Raw genomic sequence first — 26449 nt, 5'->3', positions numbered from 1 at the left:
GGCACGCGGACCATGCCTTCCCGGGTACCCGGATGTCGCTGGAGCGCTCAGCGGCGCTTGAACTCCACCGGGCCCGCGTTCATCTCGATCGTGCCGTCCGGGTGGAGGACCGGGCGGCGTTCGGTCATGCGGGCGCTGTAGGCCTCGACGTGGTGGATCGCTGCGCCGTCGGGCGAGGTGAAATCCACCAGGGCGATGGCCACCCAGTAGCGGGTCTTGGTGTTCTCGAAGAGCGGGACCGTGACCGTCGAACCCCGGTCGTCGGTGACCACGACCTTCGCGCCGAAGCTGCGGAAGGAGCCGAAGCCGTTGCTGAGCGCGGAGTAGGCGCACAGCAGGACGTAGCCCTGCTGGTCGGGGCGGACGATACGGAGGGTCTCGCGGCCGGGGACCCGGGAGTCGCCGTCGAGGTGGATGAAGGGAGGGTGCTTCCGGGAGCCGAGGCGCTTGTAGTAGACGACGTCGGCGCCCTTGCCCGTCTTCGCCGTGTCGGTGTCGGACGCCGGGGCGCCCTTCTTGCGGGTGATGAGGGTGCCAGGTGCCCGCTCGCCGCGTACCGCCTTCGAGGCCGGCACGAACAGGGCGTAGAGGTCGAGGTCGGCGCCCCTCCTGCGGCGCTGGTCGCTGCCGCCGTCCCACTCCAGGGTGGCCGTGACCACCAGCTCGCGGTCCGTCTTGTCCAGGCTCATCGAGACCTGGCCGCCCTTGTCGAGGCTGATCTTGCCGAGCGGCGGCTTGCGCAGGCTCATCGGGGCCGGGGCGGCCGGCATCGGCACCTCTTCCGCGGGTTCCTCGGCGGGCTCCTCCTGCGCCACCTCGATGCCGAAGTCCGTCGCGAGGCCGGCCAGGCCGTTGTCGTAGCCCTGGCCGATCGCGCGCAGCTTCCAGCCCTCGCCCCTGCGGTAGAGCTCCATCAGCAGGACGGCGCGTTCGCCGTCGGTGAGGGCGGGTGGCCGGAAGTGGACCGGTTCGGCGCCCAGTTGGGAGGCACGGATCAGGACGTCCTTGACCTCGTGGAAGGTGCGGCCGGGGTCGTCGGGGTCGCAGCTGGCGACCAGGACGACCCGGTCCACGTCCGCCGGAAGGCGGGCCGGGTCCATCTCGATGCGCTCCGCGCCCTCCTCGTCGGCGGCGACGTGCCATACCGCACCGGACTCGGCGGACGGCTGGTTGTAGAAGACCAGGTCGTCGTCGGACCTGACCTTGCCGTCCGCCGCCACCAGCAGGGCGCTGAGGTCGAGCGTGGCGCCCACGGCGTGCAGTTCTGCGAACACGGCCCCGTCGCCCACCGCGATGTTCCCGCCCTTGGCCAGCTCCGGCATACCGCCCACCCCTCGAAAATCCCCCAGCGCTCCCCGGCGCTTCCGAGCCACCCTGCCACATCCGCCCCGGTACGAAAGGGTGTACGTGGGGAAGGGGCGTGCCGTGGTCTCAGCGCGGCTCGCGCACCACCGCCGTCTCTCCCGCCGGAACGCTGACCGAACCCCGCGCCGGCTTGCCCGTCAGCAGTTCCGTGGCGTCCGGGGCCACCGTGACCTCGGCGGGGCGGTCGGTGTGGTTGATCAGGAAGAGGTAGTCGGCGTCCGGGCCGCGGCGCAGGGCCGCCTCCACGCCCGGTGCCGTCTCGCGCACCGGCTTCACCCCGGCCTCCGCACGGATGCGGTCCAGCAGCGCGGCCAGGGTCGCCGCGTCCGGCCGCGTCGCGACGTACCAGGCGGCGCCCTCGCCGAGCGAGTTGCGGGTCACCGCCGCGACGCCCGTCAGCGGGCCGCTCGTGTACGACTCGACCGGCTCGGCGCCCACCAGGTGGACCCGCTCCGACCACAGCGTTGCCGTGCCGCCGCCGCTGAGGGCCACCGACTCGCCGGGCAGCAGCGGGAAGAGCTCGTCGGTGCGCACACCGAGCACCTCGCGGAACGCACCGGGGTAACCGCCCAGCCGGACATGGCAGTTCTCGTCGACGGCACCGCTGTGGAAGCCGACGGCCAGGGTGCCGCCGGCCGACGCGAAGGACGTCAGATTCCGCGCGCCCTCGTCGTCCACCAGGTACAGCGAGGGGACCAGCACCGCCCGGTAGGCCGAGAGGTCCGCGTCCGGGCGTACGAAGTCCACCGCCACGCCGGACCGCCACAGCGGCTCGTACCAGGCGCGCACCAGGTCGAGGAAGCGCGGTTCGGCGCTCGGCTGGGAGGGGAGTTCCATCGCCCAGCGGGTGTTCCAGTCCCAGACGATCGCCACCTCGGCCGTGCCGACGCTGCCGCGCACCTCGGCCAGCGCGGCCAGGTCCGCGCCCAGGCGGACCACGTCCCGCCAGATCTCGCTGTCGGTGCCCGCGTGCGGCAGCATCGCCGAGTGCCACTGCTCGGCGCCCGCCTTCGCCGCCCGCCACTGGAAGTACGCGATGCCGTCCGCGCCCCGGGCCACATGTGCCAGCGCGTTGCGCCGCAGCTCGCCGGGCCCCTTCGCCCTGTTCACCGGCTGCCAGTTCACCGCGCCCGTCGAGTGCTCCATCAGCAGCCACGGGCCGCCCGCGAGGGAGCGGACCAGGTCGCCGCTGAGCGCGATGTCGATCTCGGACTCGGGGTCGGTGGAGCGCAGGTAGTGGTCGTTGGAGACGACGTCCAGCTTCGGGGCCCAGCGCCAGTAGTCCAGGGCGTCGAAGTTGTACATCACCATGAAGTTGGTGGTGGCGGGGATCTCCGGGGCCGCCTCCAGCAGCACCTGGCGCTCCGCCTCGTACAGCGACAGCAGTTCGTCGCTGCAGAAGCGGCGCCAGTCCAGCTGGTGGGTGGGGTTCGGTACCGCGCCGGTGGGGCGGGGCGGGATGATCTCGTCCCAGTCGTAGTACCACTGGCTCCAGAAGCGCGTGCCCCAGGCGTCGTTCAGCGCCGCGAGGTCGTCGGCGTACCGCTTCCTCAGCCAGCGCCGGAACGCCGCCGCGCTCTCGTCGCAGTAGCACTCGGCGTTGTGGCAGCCGTACTCGTTGTGGACGTGCCACATCGCCAGCGCCGGATGGCCGGCGTAGCGCCGGGCGAGCTCGCCCGCCATGCGCAGGGCCGCCTCCCGGTAGGCCGGGCTCGACGGGCAGAACGTCTGACGGCTGCCGTACGACAGTCCCCGGCCGTCCTTGTCCACGGGCAGCGCCTCGGGGTGGGCGCGGAAGAACCACGCCGGGGGCGCCGCCGTCGGGGTGGCCAGGTCGGCCGCGATGCCGTGGGTGTGCAGCAGGTCCAGGACACGGTCCAGGAGGGAGAAGTCGTACTCGCCCTGCTTGGGCTCCAGCAGCGCCCAGGAGAAGATGCCGACGCTGACCATGGTGACCCCGGCCTCGCGCATCAGGCGCATGTCCTCGGCCCAGACCTCCTCGGGCCACTGCTCCGGGTTGTAGTCACCCCCGTAGGCGATGCCCGGGACCTTGAGTTCGCGCTTCACCGCGCACCTCCCCCGAGGAGCCGGCGGGTCGTCGCCACGCCCCACTCGTCGAGGGACAGCAGGCGGTCGCTGGAGGCCATCAGGCCGCCCGTCGCCTCGACGTGCGCGGCCCACCGCTCCCGGGTCTCCACCGCGGGGCGGGCCATCAGGCAGTCGGGGTCGTTGGTCCAGAGCCGGCCGTGCTGCCACTGGCGGCCGACGCCGGTGAACTCGGCCGGGTCCTGGCCGGGCTGGCTGAAGTCGTCGGCCTCGGGGCGGCGGTGCGGGGCGGTGTCGGGGCTGACCCGCATCGCGTCGAACAGGCCGAGGGAGGGCAGCATCGGCGCACCGCAGCCCAGCAGGTAGGCGTCCTCGCCGATCGCGTCCCGGATCAGCCGGACACCGGAGCGGTACGCCGTCAGCGCGTCCGACTCCGAGTCGTGCCGTACGCCCTCCAGGGCGCCCGCGTACAGGAAGTCGACCTTGAAGTAGTCGTAGCCCTCGGCGCGCAGTGTCCGGAAGACCTCGGTCAGATACGCCGCCGCCCCGGGGTGGGTGGTGTCCAGGACACGCAGGTCGTGGCCCCAGTTGCGGCCGGCGTGGGTGAAGTCGCCGTCGGCGGTGCGCACCAGCCACTCGGGGTGCTCGGCGGCCAGGTCGCTCGCCGGGTCGACCAGGAAGGGGGCCGTCCAGATGCCGGCGCGGCGGCCGCGGGCGCGGATGGCCTCCGCGATGTCCGCGCGGGAGCGGAAGCGGCCGGAGAGGGTGAGCCAGTCGCCGAGCGCCTTCTGGTAGCCGTCGTCGATCTGGACGACGTCTATGGGCAGGTCGAGGGTGTCCATCGCGCGGAGGTTCTCGTGGATGTCGTCCTCGGTGACGGCGGTGAAGTACTCGTACCAGGAGCACCAGACCGTCGGCGCCGGGCGCGGGGCGGGCAGCTGGAGGCTGTCGGCCCAGTCGCCCAGCACCGACTGGACGGTGGCGCCCGTCCACTCCTTCACCGGTCCGTCGGCCGTGACCTCGGCGACGGCGTCGTCCGTCACGACCAGGCGGATGGACGGGACCTCGCTGACGGGGTCCGTCGCCGCCCACAGCCGGACGGCCGAGCCGTTGCCGGGGTCGAGCGCCAGCAGGCCCTCGCCCTGGAAGGTGCCCTCGGGGGCGGTGACGCCGGGGCGGTAGCAGACCGTCGCCCAGTTGTCGTTGGTCGGGCGGTGGGGGCGCTCGCCGAGGGCGTAGGTGCCACTCGGGCTCCAGGACTGCCAGCCCTCCTCGTGGACCCGGGCGCGGGCCGGGTCCACGGGCACGGAGGCGACGGGGGTGAAGGGGTGGTGCACGGGTGTCTCTTTCAAGAAGGGGGCCGTCAGCCCTTGTTGGCGCCCAGGGTCAGACCGCTGACGAACTGCCGCTGGAGCACGAAGTACACGATCAGCGTGGGGATCGCGGTGAGCAGGGCGCCCGCGGCGACCAGGTTGGGGTCGGTGAAGTACGCGCCGGAGAGGTTGTTCAGCGCCGAGGTGATCGGCATGTTCTCGCCGGTGGAGATCAGGACCAGGGCCCAGAAGAAGTCGTTGTAGATCCAGATGGACAGCAGCGTCGCCAGGGCCGCCATCGCGGGGCGGCACAGCGGCAGCACGATCTGCCAGTACTGCCGCCACACCGAGGCGCCGTCGACGAGCGCGGCCTCGGTCAGCTCGTGCGGCAGCGTGCGCATGTAGTTGCTGAGCACGAAGGCGCAGAAGCCGGACTGGAAAGCGACATGAATCAACACCAGGCCGAGCGCCGAGTCGTAGAGCTTGCCGCTCATGGTGATGCCGGGCAGGTCGATCAGCAGGTACAGCCGGTACAGCGGGGTGATGATGACCTGCTGCGGCAGCAGGTTGCCGGCCGTGAAGACCAGCAGCAGCGCCAGGTTGAGGCGGAAGTCGAAGCGGCTGACGTAGAACGCGACCATCGAGGACAGGAAGAGCGTCAACAGCACCGCCGGCACGGCGATGATCATCGTGTTGACGAAGTAGTGGCTCATGTCCGACTGAGTGAACGCGTTCGTGAAGTTGTCGAAGTTCAGCGTGTCCGGCCAGGACACGTATCCCTTCTCGCTCGTCTCCGAGTACGGCCGCAGCGCCGCGTAGATCGCCCACAGCAGCGGCGCGAGCCAGGCCAGCGCCGCGCCGGCGAGGAAGAGGTGCAGCAGGATCCGGGCGGGGCGGAGGGGCGTACGGGGCTTGGTCATGGCGGTGGTGCTCATGCGCGCCGCTCCTTCCGGAAGGTGGCCACCAGGTAGGGGATGATCACGACGAGGGAGATCAGCAGCAGTACGACCGCGATCGCGGAGCCGTATCCGATGCGGCTGGACTCGCCGATGATGTTGTTGGTGACCAGGATCGAGAGCAGCTCGGTGCCCTCGGCGCCCTTGTTGAAGACGAAGACCAGGTCGAAGGCGCGCAGCGCCTCGATGATGGTGACGACCAGGACGACGGTGTTGGTGGGGCGCAGCGTCGGGAAGATGACGTTCTTGAACGTCTGCCACTCGTTGGCGCCGTCGAGCGCGGACGCCTCCCGCAGCGAGGGGTCGACGCCCTTCAGGCCGGCCAGGTACAGGATCATCATGTAGCCGGTGTGCCGCCAGGACGCGGCGACGAGGATCGCCCACAGGTTGAGGTCCGGGTCACCGATCCAGTCGATGTACTTTCCGGGCTCGTTGGCCCCGATGATGCTGTTGATCAGGCCGGTGTCGGGGTTGTAGATGAGCTGCCAGACGAAGCCGATGACGGCCATGGACAGCACGACCGGCAGGAAGAACGCGGTCTGGTACACCCTGCTGAACCGGATCCTCTTGTCCAGCTGCACGGCCAGGAACAGGCCGAGCGGGGTCGGGATCACGATCAGGACGACGAACCAGATGACGTTGTGCTCGACGGCGGGCCAGAACTGCGGGTTGTTGGTGAACAGTTCCTTGAAGTTCTCGAGCCCGACCCACTTGATGGAGTCGAAGCCGATGCCGTCCCAGGTGGTGAAGGCCAGCGCGATGGAGGCGAAGGCGGTCACCCAGACGAGGGCGATGTGCAGGACGGTCGGCAGACCCGCCATCAGACCGAGGGTGATCCGGTCGCGTCGGGTCAGCAGACGGCTGTGCCCGTGGGGCACCTTCGTGGCGGGGGCAGCGCCCGGAGGCGGCACGGCGGCCGCCTCCGGGATCTCCTTGGTGGTTTGTGTGGTCATGTCGATCAGCCGGACGCGAAGATCGTCTTCTTCTGGCGCTCGATCGAGGACAGCAGGCTGTCGACGCCCTTGGGGTCACGGATGAACTTCTGCAGCGCGGGCTGCATCACCGTGGAGGTGAAGTCGGGGCGGGAGTCGCGGTCCATGAACTGGGTCAGGGACTTGGCGCCGGCGATCATGTCGTACGCCTTCTTCTGAAGGGGGGTGTACGAGGAGGTGTCGGCCTTGGTGGAGGCGTGGACCGAGCTCGGGTCGGACTTGAGGTAGACGGTCTCGGCCTCCGGAGTGCCCAGGAACTCGAGGAGCTTGACGGCCTCGGTCTTGTTCTTCGGGCTCTTGCTCATCATGAAGCCGTCGGTCGGCGCCTCGACGGTGTCCTGCCCGAACTGCGGGTCGATCTCCGGGAAGGCGAAGAAGTCGAGGTCGTCCAGGGCGGCCTTGTCCGTGAACTGCTGGGCCACGAAGGTGCCGAGGAGGTACATGCCGGCCTTCTTGGAGGCCAGCGTCTGGGCCGCGTCCTGCCAGGTGCGGCCGACCGCGCCCTCCTGGTGGTACGGGAGGATCTCGGTCCACAGGTCGAAGACCTTGCGCACCTTGGCGTCGGTCCAGGAGGCCTTGCCGGCCATCAGCTCGACGTGGAAGTCGTAGCCGTTCTGGCGGAAGTTGATCTGGTCGAAGGTGCCGAGCGCGGGCCAGGCGTCCTTGTCACCGAAGGCGATCGGGACCAGCTTGTCCTTCTGCATCCGCTTGCACAGCGCGACGAAGTCGTCCCAGGTGGTGGGGACTTCGTAGCCGTTCTCCCGGAAGACGCTCTTGCGGTAGAAGACCGCCCACGGGTACGTGTACAGCGGCACGAAGTAGTACTTGCCGTCCTCGCCCTTGCTGAGCTTGTGCATCGCCTCGGGGAAGTTGCCCCCGATGGTCTTCCACACGTCGTCGATCGGGGTGGCCAGTCCCTTGGCCGCGAAGAACTGCATCCGGTAGCCGGCGAACCAGGTGAACACGTCGTCCGGCGTGCCCTGGAGGTAGGAGTTGATCTGCTCCTGGAAGGTGTTGGAGTCCTTGGTGTTCACGTCGACCGTGATGCCGGACTTCTTCTTGTAGGCCGCGTAGATGTCCGCGAAGGCCTTCTTCGGCACCGCGTCGGAGGCCTTGGAGCCGAGGGTGACGGTCTTCGGGTCGCTCGCCGTGCCGCTGCCGCCGCAGGCGCTGAGCAGGGGGACGCCCGCGCCGAGTACGGCGGCGCCGCCTATCCCGCGCAGCAGGGTGCGGCGACCGGGCGAGGGCAGGGAGAGACCGGAGGGGGAGAAGTGCTGCATCTACGGCTCCTGATGGCAGGGTTCGATCGTGAGGGTGGACGTGTCGAAGTCCGTCGTAACCGATCAGAAATCAACTTGACCGAACACGTTGGCGCAATAACAGCCGTATGTCTGGTCATGCGTCAAGAGATGTCGTTCGCCGTTTCGGAAACGTGACCGACATCTCGAACCCGCCGTTCACCGTCGTGATGATCGAACCCGGGAACGTTCACGGCGCCGCCGGGCCGGGGACCAGCGCGTACGGCTCCGGTCTGCTAGCGGATCAGCACGGTCCGGGTCTCGCTCACCTGGTCGACGTCCGACGTCCGGACGGTCACCTTCATCTCCCACTTCCCGGCGATGGGCAGGTTGAGGAAGCTGTTGCCCCAGTAGCCGCCCTTGTCGGTGAGTTCGGCGTCGAGGGGGCCGATGTCCTTGGCGGGGAGCGTGAAGGAGATCCGCAGCTCCGGGACGACGGACACACCGCCGTCGGGCCCGTAGACGAGGGCCTCGATCGAGTTGTCGCCCACCCGGCCCGGGTCGAGGGTGATCTGCACCTTGCCGCGGGCGCCCTGGGTGCCGACGGCGAAGGGCACGTTGGTGACGGAGGCGCCGATGACCGCGGGCGTACCGGCCGCCGCCTCGGCCTGAGCGCGGCCGGGCAGGGTGCTGGTGAGCAGCGTGGTGACCACCAGGACGGCCGCGCCCACGGCGACTTCGGCGAGGACGGAACGCCGCAGGGCCCGGCGGTGCGGATCGGCCGACGGCGGTACGTCGGCCTGCGGCGGCTCGGGCAGCGGCGGGCCGCCGGCCGGCTCGGGCAGGGACGGGCCGCCGGCCGGCTCGGGCACCTTCTCCCGTACGGCCGTCTCCGCCGGCGCGTCGACGGTCGCGAGCCGTGCCGTCCAGCGGCGGGAGACGGCCGCCGCCGCGAGGAGCAGCACGACCGCGGCCAGCTTGAGGGTCAGGAGCCTGCCGTACGTCGTGCCGGTGAGCGCGTCCCAGGAGCCGAGGCCGCGCCAGGACTGGTAGACGCCGGTGACGACGAGGACCGTCACGGATGCGAAGGCCAGGCGCGAGAAGCGGGTGACCGCCGCCGGGGTCGGACGGGCGCGGTACAGGGTGACGAGCAGGGCCGTGAGGCCGCCCAGCCAGACCGCCGTGGCGAGCAGGTGCAGGGCCGAGGACGTCATCGCCACCGGCACCTGGATGCCCGCGGAGGCGTGCTCGCCGGCGGCCCAGGTCATGGCGAGTCCCACGGCGAGGGCGGCGCCCGTCCAGCCCGGGGGCCGCCCTCGCCGTGACAGCCGTACGAGGTAGAGCGCGGCGACCAGCAGCAGGGCCAGCCGGGCCAGCAGGATCTCGCCGGGGCGGCCGGTCAGGGTGCGGGTGAGGGCGTCGGCGCTCAGGGCGCCCAGGGGGCCCTCGCCGGTCTCGTAGGGGGCGCGCAGCGCGAGCAGGGCGAGGGTGGCGGCCAGCAGGGTCCACCAGCCCGCCCTGAGCAGCCGGGACAGGACAGGGGCGTCCGGTGGGCGGCAGACCGCCATGAACGTCGCCGTGCCGATGAGCAGGGCGACGGCGAGGTAGGCCAGATAGCGGGCGATGTTGTAGAGGCTCTTGGTCGCCGGGTCCTCGGTCGGGCCCGTGTCGACGGTGGCCGTGGTGAGGGACTGTTTGGCGACCGAGAAGGTGAACGCGCCGGACACCGGGTGGCTGTCGGCCGAGACCACGCGCCAGGCGACGGTGTACGTGCCCTCCGCGAGCTTCGCGGGCAGCGTGACCCGGGCGGTCCCGGCGCCCTCCGCGGCGTGCTCGGGCTCACCGGTGCGCAGCCGACGGCCGTCGGGGTCCAGCACCCGGAAGGAGTCCTCCAGCAGTCCGACGGACTCCGTGAAGGTCAGGGTGATGGCGCGGGGCGCCGACTTGAGGACGCTTCCGTCCTCGGGGTCGGTGGCGCGGAGGGCGGCGTGCGCGGACGCCGGTCCCGTTCCGCCGAGGAGGAACAGGACCAGCAGGGGGCCCAGCAGCACCAGCCGCTGAAGCCGCCGCCGCTCGGTGAACCGGCGGCGCGCTCGTCGTCGCTCATCGCACCCCACGTGTGTCACATCTCCGTCGTCGGACTTGAGGCCTCGGGGGTAGGTACGGACGCGGAGGCATTCGGGCTCAACGCGGTCGGACACCGTGCGGAAAGCGGCCTGATCACCACCCCGGCCGCGCCGACACCCCACCGTCCACCACCAGGTCGTGCCCCGTCACCCATGACGCGAGTCCCGACGCCAGAAAGACGCACGCGTCCCCCACGTCCTCCGGCCGCCCCAGCCGCCCGGCCGGTGCCGCTCCCTCCCAGCGCCGCACGCCCTCCGGCCACGCCTCCTCCAGTCCCTCCCGGTGGATCAGCCCCGGTGACACGGAGTTCACGCGGATGCCGGAGCGGCCGTACTCCAGGGCCGCCGCGCGGGCGTGCGTCACCACCGCCGCCTTGGACGCGGCGTAGTGCGCGTGCAGGGGTGCCGGGCGGGTCGCCTCGATGGACGCGATGTGGGTCACCGAACCGCCTCCGCCCCGCTCCCGCATGACCTCCACCGCAGCCTGCGTGCAGGCGAACACGCTCGACAGGTTGGTGTCCACGACGGCCCGCCACTGAGCCGCCGCCATCCCGGCAAGCTCCCGCGTCGGCTGCGCGCCCGCGTTGTTGACCAGCGCCGTCAGCCGCCCGCCGCCCCACTCGGCGGCCTCGGCCACCACCCGTCGGCACGCGTCCTCGTCCGTCAGGTCGGCCCGCAGGACGACGGCCCGGCCGCCCGACTCCCGGATCCGGGACGCCGCTTCGTCCGCCGCCGTCACCGCCGTACGACAGTGCAGGGCGACCGCAGCCCCCTCCTGCGCGAACCGTCGCGCGATCCCCCGCCCGATGCCGCCGCCCGCGCCCGTGACCAGGGCGACCTGTCCTTCGAGGAGTCCGCTCATGGGCGGCACAGTGCCGCTATCCGGGCGGCCTCGGCCGGGTAGCGCGCCGTCAGTTCCGCCAGGTCGCCGTGCTCATAGCCCTCGTAGGTGAAACCGGGCGCCATCGTGCAGCCGAAGAAGGTCCAGGAGCCGCCCGCCGCCACCCGCCCGCCCATCCAGGTCCCGGCCGGGACGGTGAGCTGGATGTGCTGGCCGCGGGTCACGTCCGGGCCGAGCACGGCGGTGCGGGAGGTGCCGTCGGGGGCGAGCAGCAGCATCTCCAGGGGGTCGCCCAGGTAGAAGTGCCAGACCTCGTCCGACGGCAGGCGGTGCAGGGCCGAGTAGTCGTCGGCGGTGAGCAGGACGACTATCGCGGTGCCCTGCGGCCGCCCGTCGGACAGCTCGGGCCCCGCCCAGGTCTGCCGGAACAGCCCTCCCTCGCGCGGGATCGGCTCCAGGCTGTAGTGCGCGACGAGCTCTTCGGGGGTCACTCCCGGAAGGCTACCCCCGGCTGAGGAAGGCCAGTTGGGCCTTCTTCTCCGGGATGTACACGTCGGGCAGGTCCACCTCCGGCAGCACGACCACCGGTCCGGCCGTGAAGCCCTGCTTGAGGAAGCGGGCGACGGCCTTCTCGTTGCGCACGTCCGGATCGACGACCACGCGTCGGCGGTCCAGGGTGTGGAAGACGTACGACGCCACGACCGCGAGGAGCACCGAGGTCCAGCCGGGCCGAGGGCCCTCGGGACCGGCGGGGGCGAGCAGCAGGTGGACGCCGATGTCGCCGGGAAGGACCTCGTAGCACTCGCTGACCCGGTCCGCCTCCGGCTCATAGGTCTGGAGGAGGGCGACGGGGGCGGCGTCCCGTTCGACCAGGTAGGCGTGGTGGGTGTCGAGGCCGGCCAGGTGGCCGTAGATCTCGGCCACCTGGTCCCTGGTCAGGCCGTTCATGCCCCAGAAGGAGGCTCGTTCCTGGCTGACCCAGCCGTGGACGACGTCGGTGTCGGCGTCCGGGTCGAGGGGACGGATGCGTACGGTGCCGAATCCGTCGACGACCTGCTCATGGACCGCTGCGGACAGCTCAGACATCTGATTCCTTCGTGAACTGGGTGAAATCGGTGACGACCGGGACCAGCTCTCCCTTGAGCCACAGCGGGAGTTGGTCACGGTGATGGGGGGAGCCGGGGGCGCCCCAGGCGCCCAGCGGGACCACCCAGCGGCTGGCCTCGCGGTCGGCCAGGTCCCAGACATAGCGGGCGGCGGGACCGCGCGCGCTCAGGTCGGTCAGGCCGGGGACGGACGACGTGCACAGCACGCAGTCGTGGTCGCCGGAGAGGCCGGGCGCGGCGTACGAGGGGTCCGGGAGAGCCCGCCAGGGGGCGAGGCGGTGCGTATCGCCCCAGCTGCCGGAGGGCCGCTCGGCCGCCACCTCCTCGACCGCGGCCCGGACCGCCTCGGCGCGGTCGATGCCGTACAGCTCCTCGGCGCGCAACAGGTGTTCGAGGGCGAAGCCGACGCGGGGGAGCAGCGCGAGCCAGGGGAGGAGGACCTCGGAGTAGGCGGGCGGCGTGGCCAGCGCGGCGAACGCCGGGTGCGCGGCGAGCCGCCGTACGACGGCACCGCGCAGCCGCGCGTACAGCGCCGCCGCCTCGCTGTCCGCGTCCATGCGGCGGTCCCAGCCCAGGAGCCGCCGCCGGACGCGGGCGGCCTCGGCGGTGAGGGATCCGACGCCGCGCAGGAGGTCCAGCAAGGGCTCCGCCGAGGCCAGTTGGGTGTCCATGTGGATCGCCGGCATGTCGGCGGCCGACCAGCGCTCCTTCTCCCCCAGCAGTTGCGTGATGCGGTCGGCGCGATGGGGCGGGGCGAACTCGACACCGAGCGGGGCGGCGACGCCGCGCTGGTTTGCCATGGCGGCGACGCCGTCGGTGAGCCCCGCGCGGGGTGTCTCGTGCCAGCCCCGCCAGTCGTGGCCGGGCTCCCAGGCGGGCACCAGCCGGATGCCGTTGGCCTCGGACCGCACCGGCACCTTCCCGGCGACTCGGTGCAGCAGGCCGCCCTCGGTGTCGGCGGCCTGGACGACGTTGACGGGCTCGGTCCACAGGTCGACGGCCCGGTCGACGTCGGCGACCCGGCGGGCGCGCAGCAGGGGGAGGAGGGCGCCGAAGCCGAGGTCGGCGGTGACGCGGGGCGGGTGGCGGAGGGCCACGGCGAGGGGCGGGGCGTCGGGCAACTCACCAGAGAAACCTTCCTGCACATCGCCCGGCGAGCCTTCCGGCAAGCCGTCCCGCGACCCGTCGGGCAGCCCTTCCGGCCCCCCGATCACCACCGGCCCCCGAGCCGTCTCGATCACCTCGACCTCGACCGGCTCCTCCCCCGCGACCTCCACGACCTCCGTGTGCCGCGCGGCCCGGCGCCACACCCCGTCCGGGTCCAGCGCCTCCACACCGGCCCCGGTGCGCCGCAACCGCTCCCGGTACAGGTCCTGGTAGTCGGCCATGGCGTTGGTGATCGCCCAGGCGACCGTGCCGGTGTGGCCGAAGTGGGCGATGCCGGGGACGCCGGGGACGGCGAGGCCGACGACGTCGAACTCCGGGCAGGAGAGGTGGATCTGCTGGTAGACGCCGGGCTCCTCGATGAAGCGGTGCGGGTCACCGGCGATGACCGCCTGCCCCGTGACGGTCCGCTCCCCGCTCACCAGCCAGCCGTTGCTGCCGGAGGTGCCCGGCCCGTCGGCGGCGAACAGCCCGACCGCGTCGGCGCCGAGGTGCCGTACGACCTGCTCGCGCCAGAGCTTGGCCGGGAAGCCCGCGAACAGGATATGGATGCCGAGCCAGACGCCGAGCGGGGTCCAGGGCTCCCAGCGGCCGGGTGCGAGACCGGTCCGCGCGAACTCCGGTGTGCGGGCGGCGCCTTCGGCCAGACCTTCGTTCACCCCGTCGACGTACGCCCGCACCCACCGCGCCGTCTCGGGGTCCCGTCTCTCCAGTTCGGCGAAGCAGCGTCTCGCCGTGTCGTCGAGGCGGGCCCGTCTGACGAACCGGTCCCAGGGCAGGGCCTCGGCACCGAGGAAGGAGGCCGAGGTGCCCCGCGCCCGGTGCCGTTCCACCTCCAGCTGCCAGGCGCGGTCGAGGGCGGTGACACGGCCCTGGACCCGGGCGAGTTCGCTCGCCCCGTCGGCGCGGAGATGCGGAATGCCCCAGGCATCGCGGAAGATCTCGCCGGTCACCTGTGCCCCTCCTTTGCTTTAGGTTAGGCTTCCCTAAGTTATTGGTGCGGGAATGGTACTTGAAGGGTGAAGAAGCCATGGGGCAGGGGCACGGCTGGGAGGGCGCGGTCCTGAAGCTGCTGCGCGCGAAGGACTTCGTGTTCACGGTGACGGGGTCCGAGGACGTCACCGAGCACTACCGCCGGGTCCACCTCACGGACGGCGGCATGCTGGCGGCGACCGGCGTCCACCCCACGATGTGGGTCCGGCTGTGGTTCGACAACGCGGGCAAGCCGCACCAGCGCGCCTACACCCTGGTCGACCCGGACCCCGAGGCCGGCACCTTCAGCCTGGAGTTCGCCCTGCACGAGGGGGTCGCCAGCGACTGGGCGCGCACGGCGAAGCCCGGCGACTCGATCGAGGCGACCATCCACGGCACGGGCTTCACCGACCCCGACCCGGCCCCCTCGCACGTCTTCGCCGTCGCCGACACCGCCTCCCTGCCGGCCCTCAACTCCCTGCTCGACGCCCTGGGACCGGCCCCGGCCACGGTGTGGTTCGAGGGCGAGCGGGACGGTCTGCCCTTCCGCACGGCCGAGTCCCGCCACGACGTCCGGACGCTGCCGAGGCGCGACGCCGGGGCCCACCTCGTCGCCCAGGTCAAGGAGGCCCTGCCCGAGATGCTCAAGAGCACCTCGGACCCGTACGTCTGGATCGCCTGTGACACCGCGACGACCCGGGCCCTCACCTCGTACGTCCGCAAGGAGCTCGGGCTGCCGAAGCAGCGGGTGAACGCGCTGGGTTACTGGCGCGCCTGACCGGGGCAGGGGCTGCGTACCCCTTGCGCGCCCCTGCCCCCCGCGCGCATCCCTCCGGCGCGCGCGGCATCATCGGGGACATGGACGTCACCCTGCATCTCGCCCAGGATCCCGAGGCCGACGCACTCCTCGGCCGCAGCCCGCTCGCCGCGCTGGTCGGCATGCTGCTGGACCAGCAGGTCCCGATGGAATGGGCGTTCAAGGGGCCGCGCACGATCGCCGACCGGCTCGGCGCGGACGACCTGGACGCGCACGACATCGCCGCCCAGGACCCGGACGCGTTCGTGGCCCTGCTGTCCGAGAAGCCGGCCGTGCACCGCTACCCGGGCTCCATGGCCAAGCGGATCCAGCAGCTGTGCCAGTACCTCGTCGAGCGCTACGAAGGTGACGCCGAGCTGGTCTGGAAGGGCGTCGACGACGGCCGCGAACTGCTGCGCCGGCTGGAGGACCTGCCCGGGTTCGGCAAGCAGAAGGCCCAGATCTTCCTCGCCCTGCTCGGCAAGCAACTGGGCGTGCGGCCCGCGGGCTGGCAGGAGGCCGCGGGCGCCTATGGCGAGCCTCAGTCCTTCCGGTCCGTCGCCGACATCACCGGTCCCGAGTCGCTGACCAAGGTGCGCGCGCACAAGCAGGAGATGAAGGCGGCGGCGAAGGCTGCGAAGGCGGCCCGCAACTAGCGTCCCCGCGGGGGCGTCAGCCGACTGGCCCGCCCCGAATGGCGGGCCGGGCCGCCCCGTTCCCAGCATGGAGCATGACCGAGGCTCCGAGCGGTTCCCCATGGGGGCGTGACTACGACGACCGTCGTGTGCACTCGGGCCATGCGCCGGGAAGCGCGCACGAGCCCGAGCCGCCCTTCGAGGGCCCCCTGCACGCGCTGTCCCGGGCCGCCTGGCAGGTCGTCCTGGTCACCGGGGTCGTCTCCCTGGTCCTGGGCGTCTTCGTGCTGGTCTGGCCGGACGCCTCGCTCCGGGTCGCCGGGGTGCTCTTCGGCCTCTACCTGCTGATCAGCGGCGTCTTCCAGCTGGTCGCCGCCTTCGGCACGCACCGCACGACCTCGCTGCGCGTGCTCGCGTTCGTCAGCGGCGCCCTGTCGATCCTGCTCGGCCTGTTCTGCTTCCGGGGCGCGATGCAGTCGATCCTGCTGCTCGCCCTGTGGATCGGCATCGGCTGGCTCGTCCGTGGCATCACCCACACCCTGGCAGCCGCCTCCGACCGGTCCGTGCCGGCCCGCGGCTGGCAGATCCTCCTCGGGGTCGTCACCTTTCTCGCCGGGATCGTGCTGATTGTCTCGCCGGTCGAGTCGATCACCGTGCTGATGGTGCTCGGCGGCTGCTGGCTGGTGGCGGTCGGCCTCGTGGAGATCGTCACCGCGCTGCGGCTGCGCGGATCGGCCCGTCGGATTCCGCGCGAACTGTGACACGCACAGTGATACCCACCCCTGCCCCGTACGCCGAGCGGGCGGTTATCCCGCCGGCCGGGATGAACGCCGTACGGCTCCCGGGGAGATGACCTTCCGTGAGGACCGCACGATGCCGCTCGCGCAGCCGCACCTGGCTGCGGGTCGTCGTGCTGCTGCTCGCCCTGCTCGTGCCCGGCGCACACGCCCAGGCGCACGCCCTGCCCATGGTGGCCGGCGCCGCCGAGGTCGCCGAGCACGACGTCCTCGACACGGCCCTGCGGCCACCGGCCCGCGCCGACCGGCGCACTCTCGTCCGCACGCGTCCGGCCCCCTCGCCGGCGCCGGCGCCCGGTACCGCACCGGGCCCCCGGTCCAGCGCGCCGCACCGGCCGCCGTACGTCCCGCACATCCTGCGCACCGTGGTCCTGCGCTGCTGACAGACCCCTGCCACGAGGTCCGTGAGGTCCGTCAGTACGACGCAAGGAGCACAGTCATGCCCACCGACCACTACGCGGTCCTGCGCGCCCTGCTGCGCGCCGAGGCCGTCCGCAACGCCCCGAAACCGCAGGTGAAGAAGGACAAGCCGCAGCATCCCCCGAAGGTCCGGGAGCGCGGCTGACGCGGCTGCGGCGGAGGCGGGCTTTTCTCCGGGTCACCGCCTCCGCCGCGCCGTGCCGAACAGCGACCGGGTGATCTCCCGTCCGATCCGCGTACCGACCGACCGAGCCAGGGACTTGAACATGGCGCTCCCGACGACCTGCTCGACGACGGAGGGCTCGCCCTCCCGCATCTCGTCGGGCCCCTTCGCACCCCGCGGCCCGCGCATCTCGTCCGGGCCCTTGCCGCCGCCCGACCGGAGCCGCTCGTACGCCGACTCCCTGTCCACAGCCTGTGCATACCGCCCGTACAGCGCGGACGCCGTGACCGCCCGCTCCAGCGCGTCCGCCTCGACGGGCCCCATCAGCGACTCGGGCGCCCGCAGCCGGGTCGCGGCGACCGGCGTCGGGGCGCCCTTCTCGCTCAGGACCGTCACGACCGCCTCACCGGTACCGAGGCCGGTGAGGAGTTCCTCCAGGTCGTACGCCGAATTGGGGAACGTCCTCACGGTGGCCCTGAGGGCCTTCTGATCGTCCGGCGTGAAGGCCCGCAGCGCGTGCTGGATCCGGTTGCCGAGCCGGCCGAGCACCTCGGCGGGTACGTCCTTCGGCGTCTGGGTCACGAAGAAGACCCCGACCCCTTTCGAGCGAATCAGCCGCACGGTTTGCGTGATCGAGTCGAGGAAGTCCTTCGAGGCGCCGTCGAACAGCAGGTGCGCCTCGTCGAGGAAGAACACGAGCTTCGGCCGGTCGGCGTCACCGACCTCGGGAAGGTCGTGGAAGAGGTCGGCGAGCAGCCACATCAGGAACGTCGAGAACAGCTGCGGCCGGTCCTGTACGGCGGACAGTTCGAGGACCGACACCACGCCCCGCCCGTCCGGAGCCGTCCGCAGGAACTCGCCCGTGTCGAACTCCGGCTCCCCGAAGAAGCCGGCCGTGCCCTGCGCCTCGAAGGCGGTGAGGGAGCGCAGGATCACCCCGGCCGTCGCGGTCGACAGCCCGCCGATGCTCTCCAGCTCCGTCCTGCCCTCGTCCGAGGTCAGGAAGGCGACGACGGCCCTGAGGTCCTTCAGGTCGACCAGCTCCAGGCCCTTGGTGTCGGCGTAACGGAAGATCAGGCCGAGGGACTGCTCCTGGGTCCGGTCCAGCCGCAGGACCTTGGACAGCAGCACCGGGCCGAAGCTGGTGACCGTGGCCCGCACGGGGACGCCCCGGCCGATGCCGCCGAGGGCGTGGAACTCCGCCGGGAAGCCGGTCGCCGTCCACCGCTGATGGACCTCGGCGGCACGCGAGCGCACCTTGTCGCCCTGCACGCCCGGCGCCGAGACCCCGGAGAGGTCGCCCTTGACGTCCGCCAGGAACACCGGCACGCCCTGGGCCGACAGCTGCTCGGCGATCAGCTGGAGCGTCCTGGTCCTGCCGGTGCCGGTGGCGCCCGCGACCAGGCCGTGCCGGTTGAGCATCGGCAGCGGCAGCCGGATCTGCGCGTCGGGCAGGCACCGCCCGTCCCAGATCAGGGCGCCGAGGTCGAGGGCGGGCCCGGTGAAGGCGTATCCGGCGGCGATCTCCAAAGCCTCCCGCGGCAGCGCGGCGGCGCCGCCCCGCCCCTCGGGAGCCGGTGACGGCGGCGCGGCCGCGGACCCGGCCCTGGGCGTGGTCTTGCGGTCGCTCATGTCAGGCCTCCGCGTGCTCGTGCTCCGACGCCGTCGTGCCGGGCCGGTTCACCCGCTCGGCCCCCGGAGCCGGGCCGGCCTCCGATCCGACACCGTGTTCGAGTCCATCCCGGCCACCGGCTCGGCTTCCGCCGGGCTGCCGAACCGGTCCGCTCCGGCGTCCGATCCGGGTTCCGATCGACTTCCGATCGACGTCCGATCGGCGTTCGATCGGCTTTCGATCCGGCTTCCGATCGGCTTCTGATCGGCTTCTGATCAGCCACCATTCCCGCGACGTTTGCCGTTTCGCACCGGTTCGTCCCGTCTTTTCCAGCCTCGCACTCCGTCTCCATGGCTGCGCCCGGAACGTCTTGACCGGTAGGCTTTCCGTGTGATCTTCAAGCGCATCGGAAACGGCCGGCCGTACCCCGACCACGGCCGGGAAAGCACCCGGCAGTGGGCGGACGTCGCGCCGCGCCCGGTCCGCCTCGATCAGCTCGTGACGACCAAGGGCCAGCTCGATCTGGAAACCCTGCTCGCCGAGGACTCGACGTTCTACGGCGACCTCTTCGCGCACGTCGTGAAGTGGCAGGGCGACCTGTATCTGGAGGACGGCCTCCACCGCGCGGTGCGCGCGGCGCTCCAGCAGCGCCAGGTGCTGCACGCGAGAGTCCTGGAACTGGACTGACTCCGGGCTGAGGCGGCCGGGCGTCCCCTGTTGCCCCTTTCGGGTTGGTCCGAGCGGCCTCGAATGATCATCTAGTAGGCATTGCCGCTCGGGCGCACTACGCTGCGCCCATGAGCATGCTGACTCCCCAGGGCATGGGCGGCCAGTACCGCATCAAGGGGAACAAATACCCTCGGATGCGCCGGCGTCGGCGACGCGGCAGGCTCGCCGTCCTCGCCGTCGCCTCCGTCGCCGCGCTCGGGATGGTCGGCTGGGGCACGCTCCAGCTCATCGACGTCTTCTCCGGCGGCGGCGGAGAGGCCTCGGCAGCCGGACCCAAGTCCGACTGCGGGACGAGGGCGACCCCCTCGCCCACCGCGACCGCGCCGCTGCCCAAGCCGGCGGGCATCACCGTCAACGTCCTCAACGCGACGACCCGCAGCGGGCTCGCCAAGAAGACCGCGGACGAGCTGAAGAAGCGCGGCTTCAAGATCGGCGACGTGGGCAACGCGACGAAGGTGTACGACAAGAAGGTCAAGGGCACCGGGATACTGCTCGGCCCGTCCGCGTCGCTCAACACCTCGCTGCCGGTCCTGGCCACCCAGCTCACGACGGCCGAGCGCCGCACCGACACCCGCAAGGGCACGACGGTCGACCTGATCATCGGCGACCGGTTCAAGGAGCTGGCGAAGAGGCCGGCCGCCGACAAGGCGCTGGCCGCCCTGGCCAACCCGAAGCCGGCGCCCTCCGCGTCGAAGCAGACCTGCTGAGCAACGCCGGGCGGGGGCGCGGGGAACCGCGCGACAAGCGACGACCGACCGGCCGTCGCGACGCAACCGCGCCCCGACGGCGAAAGGGCGCTCCCGCGCCCTACTCGGCCGCCCCGTAAAGACGATCCCCCGCGTCACCGAGTCCCGGCACGATGTACCCGTGCTCGTTCAGGTGGTCGTCCACGGCCGCCGTCACCACGGTGACCGGCGTCCCCGCCAGCTCCTGCTCCATGAGCTCCACGCCCTCGGGCGCGGCGAGCAGCACGACGGCGGTCACGTCGTCCGCACCCCGCTTGATGAGCTCCTGAATCGCCGCGACCAGCGTGCCGCCCGTGGCCAGCATCGGGTCCAGGACGTACACCTGACGCCCGGAGAGGTCCTCGGGCATGCGCGTCGCGTACGTGGAGGCCTGGAGCGTCTCCTCGTTGCGGATCATGCCCAGGAAGCCCACCTCGGCGGTCGGCAGCAGCCGGACCATGCCGTCCAGCATGCCGAGCCCGGCGCGCAGGATCGGCACCACCAGGGGGCGCGGGTGGGAGAGCTTGACGCCGGTGGTGTCGGTGACCGGGGTCGTGATGTCGACCGCTTCGGTGCGCACGTCCCGCGTGGCCTCGTAGGCGAGCAGGGTGACCAGTTCGTCGGCGAGCCGGCGGAAGGTCGGGGAGTCGGTGCGCTGGTCGCGCAGCGTGGTGAGCTTGTGGGCGACCAAGGGGTGGTCGACGACGTGGAGACGCATGTCCACAACATTAGCCGGGCCGGGTATGCCCGGCGTCCCCACGCGCGGCAAGTCCCGGGCACGCCCTTCACCCGTGCGCTGGCATCAAACCGCCCGTCGGAGGGAAAGTGGGAGGGACGTACCCGGGGGTGGTGAGCCGATGCCGAATCCTGAGTCGCCTGCGGATCCCACGCAGGACTCGCCGGAGGAGAACGACGCCGCGCGCCGTCGGCGGCGCGCCCAGTTCCTGCGGGACCTCGCCGAGGCCCGCGAACTGCGGGACCGCGTCCAGCCGCGCCGTGCCAAGGCGGCCCGGCTTCGCCACGCCATGCGGATGCGAACGTTCCGCTGGTAGGGCGAGCCGGCGGGGAAGATCCGCGCCCTTCGGGGACGTTGGAGCGGTGGGCGTGCGTGGACAGCCGGAAAGCCGCGTACGATCCGCACGTGGCGGCAACGAGTGCGCTGGTGAGTCCTTCACGGACGTGCTCGCGCAACCCCTCGGGACCATGCGATCAAAACTGCCGGACACAGGGAGCCGAAGACGTCCCCTGAACGCCTTGTTTCTGCCACGATTCCGAGTGGGTGGGCTCGGAGCACAGCTCTCCCCGCCCCCAACCTCCGCCGGGGGGACCCCCAACCGGCACGCCTATGACCAGTGGGAGAGTCACGGTGTACTTCGCCGCACTGCTCGCGCGCACCGAAGACGGGTGGGAAGCGAGCGACACAGAGCTCGACGATGTGGAGACCCTGTCGGATCTCGCCGACCTGGCCCGTGAAGCCTCGCCCGAGGACGACACGGTGCTCGTACTCATCGAGCAGGAGGACGCCTGGTTCGGAGTCGTCCGGATCGACGGCGAGGACGACCCTCGTATCTACGTCTCGGACGCCGCCGCAGCCGCCCGCAGCAGCTACGGCGAGATCCTGCTCACCGACGAACTGCTCGGCAGGGAGCCCGGCGACGACGGCGCCGACCTGGACTCCCTGGACCTCGACGGCACGGAGGAGCCGGACGGCGACTCCGAGGACGACGACGAGGAGGGCGGCTCCGCCGACGCGGTCCCGCACAGCCCCGTCGGCGACAGCGAGATCCTCGACGACCTCGGTGTCGGCGAGAAGGAGCTGAAGGCCCTGGACGCCGAGGACGCGCTCAGCGCGATCGCGGAGGCGCTGGGTGCCTCGGAGGTCCTGGAGACCGTCCGCTGACCTCGTTCGACCCCGTACGCGACCGCTGGCGGGCCGCGATGCGGCTCGCCCTGGACGAGGCCGGCCTGGCCGTCCGGGGCGGGGACGTCCCCGTCGGCGCCGTCGTGCTGTCCGCCGACGGCACGACCGTGCTCGGCGGCGGCCACAACGAGCGCGAGGCGACCGGCGATCCGACCGCGCACGCCGAGGTCCTGGCGATCCGGCGGGCCGCGGCCGCGCTCGGCGAGTGGCGGCTGTCGGGCTGCACGCTCGTCGTCACACTGGAGCCCTGCACGATGTGCGCCGGGGCGCTCGTGCAGTCCCGCGTGGACCGGGTCGTCTACGGCGCCCGGGACGAGAAGGCCGGCGCGACGGGCTCGCTCTGGGACGTCGTGCGCGACCGGCGGCTCAACCACCGGCCCGAAGTGATCGAGGGCGTTCTGGCCGAGGAGTGCGCCCGGCTGCTCACCGACTTCTTCAGGGATCGCTGAAGAGCCGCGAACAGCTGAGGGGCCGCGAATACCGATTTCAGAGCATGGCCCGGCGTGCTGTAAGGTCTCCCTCGGTAGCGTGTCCGAGCGGCCGAAGGAGCTCGCCTCGAAAGCGAGTGTGGCGCAAGTCACCGAGGGTTCAAATCCCTCCGCTACCGCTTCAGAAGGGCCCCGTCCGAGGACGGGGCCCTTCGTGCTGTTGATCTCCCGCAAGGCGCGAAGGTTACACTCACCGCCGGCAACACGGGGCTCTTTCGGCTCTTTCGACTCATACGGCACGGCAGGCATGGCAGCCACAGGGGAGGCCGCGATGGCGGTGAATTCCAAGAAGATCGCCGTCTATGTCCTCGCGGTCTTCGTGCTCTACGTGATCATCACGGACCCGGCCAAGGCGGCGGACTACGTCCAGGTAGGGTTCGAGGGCATTTCGGACGCCGCCAAGGCCATCGGCGACTTCATGACCTGGATCGCCAACGGAGGAGACTCATGATCCGCCACCTCGTCCTGTTCAAGCTGAACGAGGGCGTCGAGCGCGACGACCCCCGGGTGGTGGCCGGCGAGAAGGCCTTCCGCTCGCTGGAGGACTCGATCCCCGAGATCCGGCACTGGGAGCTCGGCTGGAACCTCAGCGACCGCCCCATCGCCTACGACTTCGCCATCAACTCCGCCTTCGAGGACGCCGCCGCCCTGCGGACGTACGCGGAGCACCCCGAGCACCAGGCGGGCGTCGCCCTGTGGCGGGAGTTCGCCACCTGGGTGATCGCCGACTACGAATTCTGAGCCGCGCGGCGCCCCGACCCACCCGAAGCCCTCCGCCGGAACGGCGGGGGGCTTTCGCGTGTCTAACGCAACCTTTCGTCCCCAACACGGGATTATGCGGTACTTGAACACAATGAACTGTCTTGTGATGCTATGACCGCTTTTGACGGATGAGTTGATGGATCACGAGGTGGAGTTGACCGTGCCGGCCAGTACTGCGCCTCAAGCCCCGACCCAGGAGGAGCCTCCCGCGTCCCCGCCACCCCGCAGTCGCGGCGCCGACACCCGGGCGCTCACCCAGGTGCTCTTCGGGGAGCTCAAGGAGCTGACACCGGGCACGCCGGAGCACAACCGCGTGCGCGGGGCGCTCATCGAGGCGAACCTCCCGCTCGTGCGCTACGCGGCCGCCCGCTTCCGCTCCCGCAACGAGCCGATGGAGGACGTGATCCAGGTCGGCACCATCGGGCTCATCAACGCCATCGACCGCTTCGACCCGGACCGGGGCGTGCAGTTCCCGACGTTCGCGATGCCGACGGTCGTCGGCGAGATCAAGCGGTACTTCCGGGACAACGTCCGCACGGTCCACGTCCCGCGCCGGCTGCACGAGCTGTGGGTCCAGGTCAACAGCGCGAGCGAGGACCTCACCACCGCGTTCGGACGGACCCCGACTACCGCCGAGATCGCCGAGCGGCTGCGCATCACCGAGGACGAGGTGCTCTCCTGCATCGAGGCCGGGCGGTCGTACCACGCCACCTCGCTGGAGGCCGCGCAGGAGGGCGACGGGCTGCCCGGGCTGCTGGACCGGCTCGGCTACGAGGACCCGGCCCTGGACGGCGTGGAGCACCGGGACCTCGTACGGCATCTGCTGGTGCAACTCCCCGAACGGGAGCAGAGAATCCTGCTCCTTCGCTACTACAGCAACCTCACCCAGTCGCAAATCAGTGCGGAACTCGGGGTATCCCAGATGCACGTTTCGAGGCTACTCGCGCGTAGCTTCCAGCGGTTGCGTTCGGCGAACCGGATCGACGCGTAACCGTATAGAGGATCGAGCGGTCACCGTCGCGAGCGAATCGCCCACCAGGGCGGATCCCGACAGTTCAGAGCCGAAATACCGTCAGACCCCCTTTATCCAGGGCGGATTCGAGTCTCACATGTCGACATGTCACTACAGCGTGTTGCCGACATGTGACATTCTTCGGGAAGCGCGTTTGCCGTGGCTTCGGCTCCGGTATTCAGGTGAAGGCCGACGTTCCTCGATCGGAGCGTTCGCCACGACCGTCCCGCGACCCAAAGGGGGTGGCATGTCCGCAGACCAGGGCAGCTCGAAGGTGCTCACGCTCACGAAGAGCGAGTCCGCGCCCGACGCCGTTCTCGACGACGTCACGGCCCTTGAGGCCGTCCCGGCCCCGGCCCTCCCGTCCTCGGGAGCCATCGACACCCGCACCCTGTCCCGCTCCCTGTTCCTGCGGCTCGCCGCACTGGACGAGAACAGTCCCGAGCGTGCCTACGTCCGGGACACCCTGATCGAGCTGAACCTCCCGCTCGTGCGCTACGCGGCGGCCCGCTTCCGCTCGCGCAACGAGCCGATGGAGGACATCGTCCAGGTCGGCACCATCGGCCTGATCAAGGCGATCGACCGCTTCGACTGCGAACGGGGCGTGGAGTTCCCGACGTTCGCGATGCCGACGGTGGTCGGCGAGATCAAGCGGTTCTTCCGCGACACGTCCTGGTCGGTGCGGGTGCCGCGCCGGCTCCAGGAGCTGCGCCTGGCCCTCACCAAGGCCAGCGACGAGCTCTCCCAGAAGCTCGACCGCTCCCCGACCGTCACCGAACTCGCCGCCGTGCTCGGTGTGTCCGAGGAGGACGTCGTCGACGGCCTCGCCGTCGGCAACGCCTACACGGCCTCCTCGCTGGACTCCCCGGCCCCTGAGGACGACGGCGGCGAGGGCTCGCTCGCGGACCGCCTCGGCTACGAGGACACCGCGCTGGAGGGCGTCGAGTACCGCGAGTCCCTCAAGCCGCTGCTGGCCAAACTGCCGCCCCGCGAGCGGCGGATCATCATGCTGCGCTTCTTCGCCAACATGACCCAGTCGCAGATCGGCGAGGAGGTCGGCATCTCCCAGATGCACGTCTCCCGGCTGCTGACCCGGACCCTGGCGCAGCTGCGCGAGGGGCTCATCTCCGACTGACCCTCATCTCCGACCGTTCCTCATCTCCGGACGACCCCTTCATATTTGACGGAGCGTCAGCCACCATGGCCCGATGCTTCGGCGGATATGGACGACCTCGACACCTGGCCGTCGGTGCGCCCTGATCGGCGCCTCGGCGGCCGTCGTCTGTCTGGGCGGGGCGCCTGCCGCGTGCGGAGGCGGCGGGGGCGGTGACGGGTTCGTCGCGACGGGAGCCGCGGGCGTTCCGCCCCGGGTCTCCGGTACGGCTGTCGCGCCGACGGGCGAGGTGACGCTGGTGCCGCTCGACGGACCGGTCGGCGGCAGCGGCGGTGATGCGGGGTCCCGCGACTCTTCCGGGCGGGGCGGGAGCCAGGAGCCGGCGACCACCCGGGCGGCCGGAGGCGCCGGTACGCAGAGCCCCGCCAGCCCGTCGAGTGAGCCGACCGGCCCGATGCTCACGCCGTCCGGCTCGGCCAGTGGTTCACCCGCCGCGCCCTCGACACCCGCGACCACCATCCCCGCGCCCGCCGCCACTCCCGCTCCCGCGAAGCTCACCGTGAGCGACCCCGAACGGGAGCCCACGGATCAGCGCTGGTGCGAGAAGGTCACACTCGGCTTCCACAACTCGGGCGGCACGGCCGTGCGTTCGGGCACCGTCACCTTCGGCACCCACATCATCGGCGCGCTCGGCATCGACTGGGCGACGATCGAGTCGACGCGGGACATCCCGGCGCCGATCGGAGCCGGGGCGCACAAGGAGCGGACCTGGACGGTGTGCGTCGACGCCTGGCGGGTGCCGCTCGGCATGCGCATCGAGACGCGGGACGTCACCGTCCGGTGGAAGTGAGGCCGGCGGCGCCTACTTGAGCGCGAGCCAGGCCACCGCCGCCACGATCGCCACGGCGACGATCACGCCGACGATCACGCCGATGCGGGGGCCGGCGGAGGAGGCCTGCTGCTGCCGGCCGCCCTGCGGGCCCTCGTCGACGAAGGCACGGAACATCTGGGTGCTGCCTGCGGGGTCGTGGTTGCCCTGGGGGCCCTGGGTGTTAGCCATGGCCTGAGACCCTAGCGAATCCGCCCGTTCGGCCCAAGTGGGGGCTCGACCCCTGCACAAGGGGTCACAGGACCCGCCCCACCTGCACATTTACGG

At 71.3% G+C, this 26449-nt stretch carries 29 protein-coding genes and 1 tRNA gene; 16 read left to right on the top strand and 14 right to left on the bottom strand.

Annotated elements, in window-relative coordinates:
• Positions 1–47 precede the first annotated feature (47 nt).
• The 11 genes from ACIRD7_RS30950 to ACIRD7_RS30900 all read right to left on the bottom strand — a co-directional run bounded on the left by ACIRD7_RS30950 (position 48) and on the right by ACIRD7_RS30900 (position 14100).
• Positions 48–1322: a TerD family protein gene (locus tag ACIRD7_RS30950; protein ID WP_403458764.1), complete on the bottom strand. Its 1275-nt coding sequence runs from the start codon at positions 1320–1322 to the stop codon at positions 48–50.
• 109 nt (positions 1323–1431) lie between these two features.
• On the bottom strand, positions 1432–3432 hold the full coding sequence (locus ACIRD7_RS30945) for a beta-galactosidase (protein WP_403458762.1): 2001 nt from the start codon (positions 3430–3432) through the stop codon (positions 1432–1434).
• Positions 3429–4748, bottom strand: a complete 1320-nt coding sequence (locus ACIRD7_RS30940; RefSeq protein WP_403458760.1) for a glycoside hydrolase family 36 protein — start codon at positions 4746–4748, stop codon at positions 3429–3431. The genes ACIRD7_RS30945 and ACIRD7_RS30940 overlap by 4 nt, the downstream gene beginning before the upstream one ends.
• Positions 4749–4774: 26 nt before the next feature.
• Positions 4775–5659: a carbohydrate ABC transporter permease gene (locus ACIRD7_RS30935; protein ID WP_403458759.1), complete on the bottom strand. Its 885-nt coding sequence runs from the start codon at positions 5657–5659 to the stop codon at positions 4775–4777.
• Positions 5656–6633, bottom strand: coding sequence for a carbohydrate ABC transporter permease (locus ACIRD7_RS30930; protein ID WP_403458758.1), 978 nt, complete (start codon positions 6631–6633; stop codon positions 5656–5658). The genes ACIRD7_RS30935 and ACIRD7_RS30930 overlap by 4 nt, the downstream gene beginning before the upstream one ends.
• A gap of 5 nt (positions 6634–6638) precedes the next feature.
• Positions 6639–7952, bottom strand: coding sequence for an ABC transporter substrate-binding protein (locus ACIRD7_RS30925; RefSeq protein ID WP_403458757.1), 1314 nt, complete (start codon positions 7950–7952; stop codon positions 6639–6641).
• A 254-nt stretch (positions 7953–8206) separates the two neighbouring features.
• Complete coding sequence (locus ACIRD7_RS30920) at positions 8207–9961, bottom strand: copper resistance CopC/CopD family protein (protein ID WP_403458881.1); 1755 nt, start codon at positions 9959–9961, stop codon at positions 8207–8209.
• A 169-nt stretch (positions 9962–10130) separates the two neighbouring features.
• Positions 10131–10898, bottom strand: a complete 768-nt coding sequence (locus tag ACIRD7_RS30915; RefSeq protein WP_403458756.1) for an SDR family NAD(P)-dependent oxidoreductase — start codon at positions 10896–10898, stop codon at positions 10131–10133.
• Positions 10895–11368 carry a cupin domain-containing protein gene (locus ACIRD7_RS30910; protein ID WP_403458755.1) on the bottom strand — a complete coding sequence of 158 codons (474 nt, stop codon included), beginning with the start codon at positions 11366–11368 and terminating at the stop codon, positions 10895–10897. Before ACIRD7_RS30910 ends, ACIRD7_RS30915 begins: the two co-directional genes overlap by 4 nt.
• A gap of 10 nt (positions 11369–11378) precedes the next feature.
• Positions 11379–11963: a GNAT family N-acetyltransferase gene (locus ACIRD7_RS30905; protein WP_403458753.1), complete on the bottom strand. Its 585-nt coding sequence runs from the start codon at positions 11961–11963 to the stop codon at positions 11379–11381.
• A complete protein-coding gene (locus tag ACIRD7_RS30900; protein WP_403458752.1) occupies positions 11956–14100 on the bottom strand; it encodes a penicillin acylase family protein in 2145 nt (714 codons plus the stop codon). Before ACIRD7_RS30900 ends, ACIRD7_RS30905 begins: the two co-directional genes overlap by 8 nt.
• Before the next feature lie 77 nt (positions 14101–14177).
• Here ACIRD7_RS30900 and ACIRD7_RS30895 point away from each other — a divergent pair, with 77 nt between their 5' ends.
• From ACIRD7_RS30895 to ACIRD7_RS30875, 5 genes are all read left to right on the top strand, one after another.
• Positions 14178–14897 carry a siderophore-interacting protein gene (locus ACIRD7_RS30895; protein ID WP_403458751.1) on the top strand — a complete coding sequence of 240 codons (720 nt, stop codon included), beginning with the start codon at positions 14178–14180 and terminating at the stop codon, positions 14895–14897.
• Positions 14898–14977: 80 nt separating this feature from the next.
• On the top strand, positions 14978–15571 hold the full coding sequence (locus ACIRD7_RS30890) for an HhH-GPD-type base excision DNA repair protein (RefSeq protein ID WP_403458750.1): 594 nt from the start codon (positions 14978–14980) through the stop codon (positions 15569–15571).
• 74 nt (positions 15572–15645) lie between these two features.
• Positions 15646–16311 carry an HdeD family acid-resistance protein gene (locus ACIRD7_RS30885; RefSeq protein ID WP_403458748.1) on the top strand — a complete coding sequence of 222 codons (666 nt, stop codon included), beginning with the start codon at positions 15646–15648 and terminating at the stop codon, positions 16309–16311.
• A gap of 98 nt (positions 16312–16409) precedes the next feature.
• Complete coding sequence (locus tag ACIRD7_RS30880; RefSeq protein WP_403458746.1) at positions 16410–16730, top strand: hypothetical protein; 321 nt, start codon at positions 16410–16412, stop codon at positions 16728–16730.
• 56 nt (positions 16731–16786) lie between these two features.
• Positions 16787–16912: a hypothetical protein gene (locus tag ACIRD7_RS30875; protein ID WP_403458745.1), complete on the top strand. Its 126-nt coding sequence runs from the start codon at positions 16787–16789 to the stop codon at positions 16910–16912.
• Between the two features lie 33 nt (positions 16913–16945).
• Here the strand turns inward: ACIRD7_RS30875 and ACIRD7_RS30870 are convergent, their stop codons facing one another.
• Positions 16946–18562 (bottom strand): helicase HerA-like domain-containing protein, encoded by a 1617-nt coding sequence (locus ACIRD7_RS30870; protein WP_403458744.1) that lies wholly within the window; start codon positions 18560–18562, stop codon positions 16946–16948.
• 370 nt (positions 18563–18932) lie between these two features.
• Here ACIRD7_RS30870 and ACIRD7_RS30865 point away from each other — a divergent pair, with 370 nt between their 5' ends.
• Positions 18933–19229 (top strand): type II toxin-antitoxin system VapB family antitoxin, encoded by a 297-nt coding sequence (locus ACIRD7_RS30865; RefSeq protein WP_003999914.1) that lies wholly within the window; start codon positions 18933–18935, stop codon positions 19227–19229.
• Between the two features lie 110 nt (positions 19230–19339).
• On the top strand, positions 19340–19978 hold the full coding sequence (locus ACIRD7_RS30860; RefSeq protein WP_403458743.1) for a LytR C-terminal domain-containing protein: 639 nt from the start codon (positions 19340–19342) through the stop codon (positions 19976–19978).
• 100 nt (positions 19979–20078) lie between these two features.
• On the opposite strand, the gene upp is transcribed toward ACIRD7_RS30860, so the two are convergent.
• Positions 20079–20714, bottom strand: coding sequence for a uracil phosphoribosyltransferase (gene upp, locus ACIRD7_RS30855; protein WP_403458742.1), 636 nt, complete (start codon positions 20712–20714; stop codon positions 20079–20081).
• A 139-nt stretch (positions 20715–20853) separates the two neighbouring features.
• On the opposite strand from upp, the gene ACIRD7_RS30850 reads away from it, so the two are divergent.
• The 9 genes from ACIRD7_RS30850 (at position 20854) to ACIRD7_RS30810 (ending at position 26143) form a co-directional block, all read left to right on the top strand.
• Entirely contained in the window at positions 20854–21048 is a 195-nt protein-coding gene (locus ACIRD7_RS30850) for a hypothetical protein (RefSeq protein WP_403458741.1), read from the top strand.
• Between the two features lie 314 nt (positions 21049–21362).
• Positions 21363–21896 carry a hypothetical protein gene (locus tag ACIRD7_RS30845; protein WP_403458879.1) on the top strand — a complete coding sequence of 178 codons (534 nt, stop codon included), beginning with the start codon at positions 21363–21365 and terminating at the stop codon, positions 21894–21896.
• A 38-nt stretch (positions 21897–21934) separates the two neighbouring features.
• Positions 21935–22366 carry a tRNA adenosine(34) deaminase TadA gene (gene tadA / locus ACIRD7_RS30840; protein WP_403458740.1) on the top strand — a complete coding sequence of 144 codons (432 nt, stop codon included), beginning with the start codon at positions 21935–21937 and terminating at the stop codon, positions 22364–22366.
• 73 nt (positions 22367–22439) lie between these two features.
• A tRNA-Ser gene (locus ACIRD7_RS30835) sits at positions 22440–22524 on the top strand.
• A 152-nt stretch (positions 22525–22676) separates the two neighbouring features.
• Positions 22677–22856 (top strand): hypothetical protein, encoded by a 180-nt coding sequence (locus tag ACIRD7_RS30830; RefSeq protein ID WP_403458739.1) that lies wholly within the window; start codon positions 22677–22679, stop codon positions 22854–22856.
• Complete coding sequence (locus ACIRD7_RS30825) at positions 22853–23146, top strand: Dabb family protein (RefSeq protein WP_403458738.1); 294 nt, start codon at positions 22853–22855, stop codon at positions 23144–23146. The genes ACIRD7_RS30830 and ACIRD7_RS30825 overlap by 4 nt, the downstream gene beginning before the upstream one ends.
• A 157-nt stretch (positions 23147–23303) precedes the next feature.
• Positions 23304–24158, top strand: coding sequence for an RNA polymerase sigma factor SigF (locus ACIRD7_RS30820; RefSeq protein WP_403458737.1), 855 nt, complete (start codon positions 23304–23306; stop codon positions 24156–24158).
• A 268-nt stretch (positions 24159–24426) separates the two neighbouring features.
• Positions 24427–25314 carry an RNA polymerase sigma factor SigF gene (locus tag ACIRD7_RS30815; protein WP_403458736.1) on the top strand — a complete coding sequence of 296 codons (888 nt, stop codon included), beginning with the start codon at positions 24427–24429 and terminating at the stop codon, positions 25312–25314.
• A gap of 73 nt (positions 25315–25387) precedes the next feature.
• Complete coding sequence (locus ACIRD7_RS30810) at positions 25388–26143, top strand: hypothetical protein (RefSeq protein ID WP_403458734.1); 756 nt, start codon at positions 25388–25390, stop codon at positions 26141–26143.
• 12 nt (positions 26144–26155) lie between these two features.
• On the opposite strand, the gene ACIRD7_RS30805 is transcribed toward ACIRD7_RS30810, so the two are convergent.
• Positions 26156–26353, bottom strand: a complete 198-nt coding sequence (locus ACIRD7_RS30805; protein WP_403458733.1) for a hypothetical protein — start codon at positions 26351–26353, stop codon at positions 26156–26158.
• Positions 26354–26449: the final 96 nt, after the last annotated feature.

It is taken from the genome of Streptomyces sp. NPDC093568 (genome assembly GCF_044764945.1).
In the GTDB taxonomy this organism is placed as follows: Bacteria; Actinomycetota; Actinomycetes; order Streptomycetales; family Streptomycetaceae; genus Streptomyces.
The sequence above is the reverse complement of the archived record's forward strand: the minus strand, read 5'-3'. Positions and strand labels throughout refer to the sequence as shown.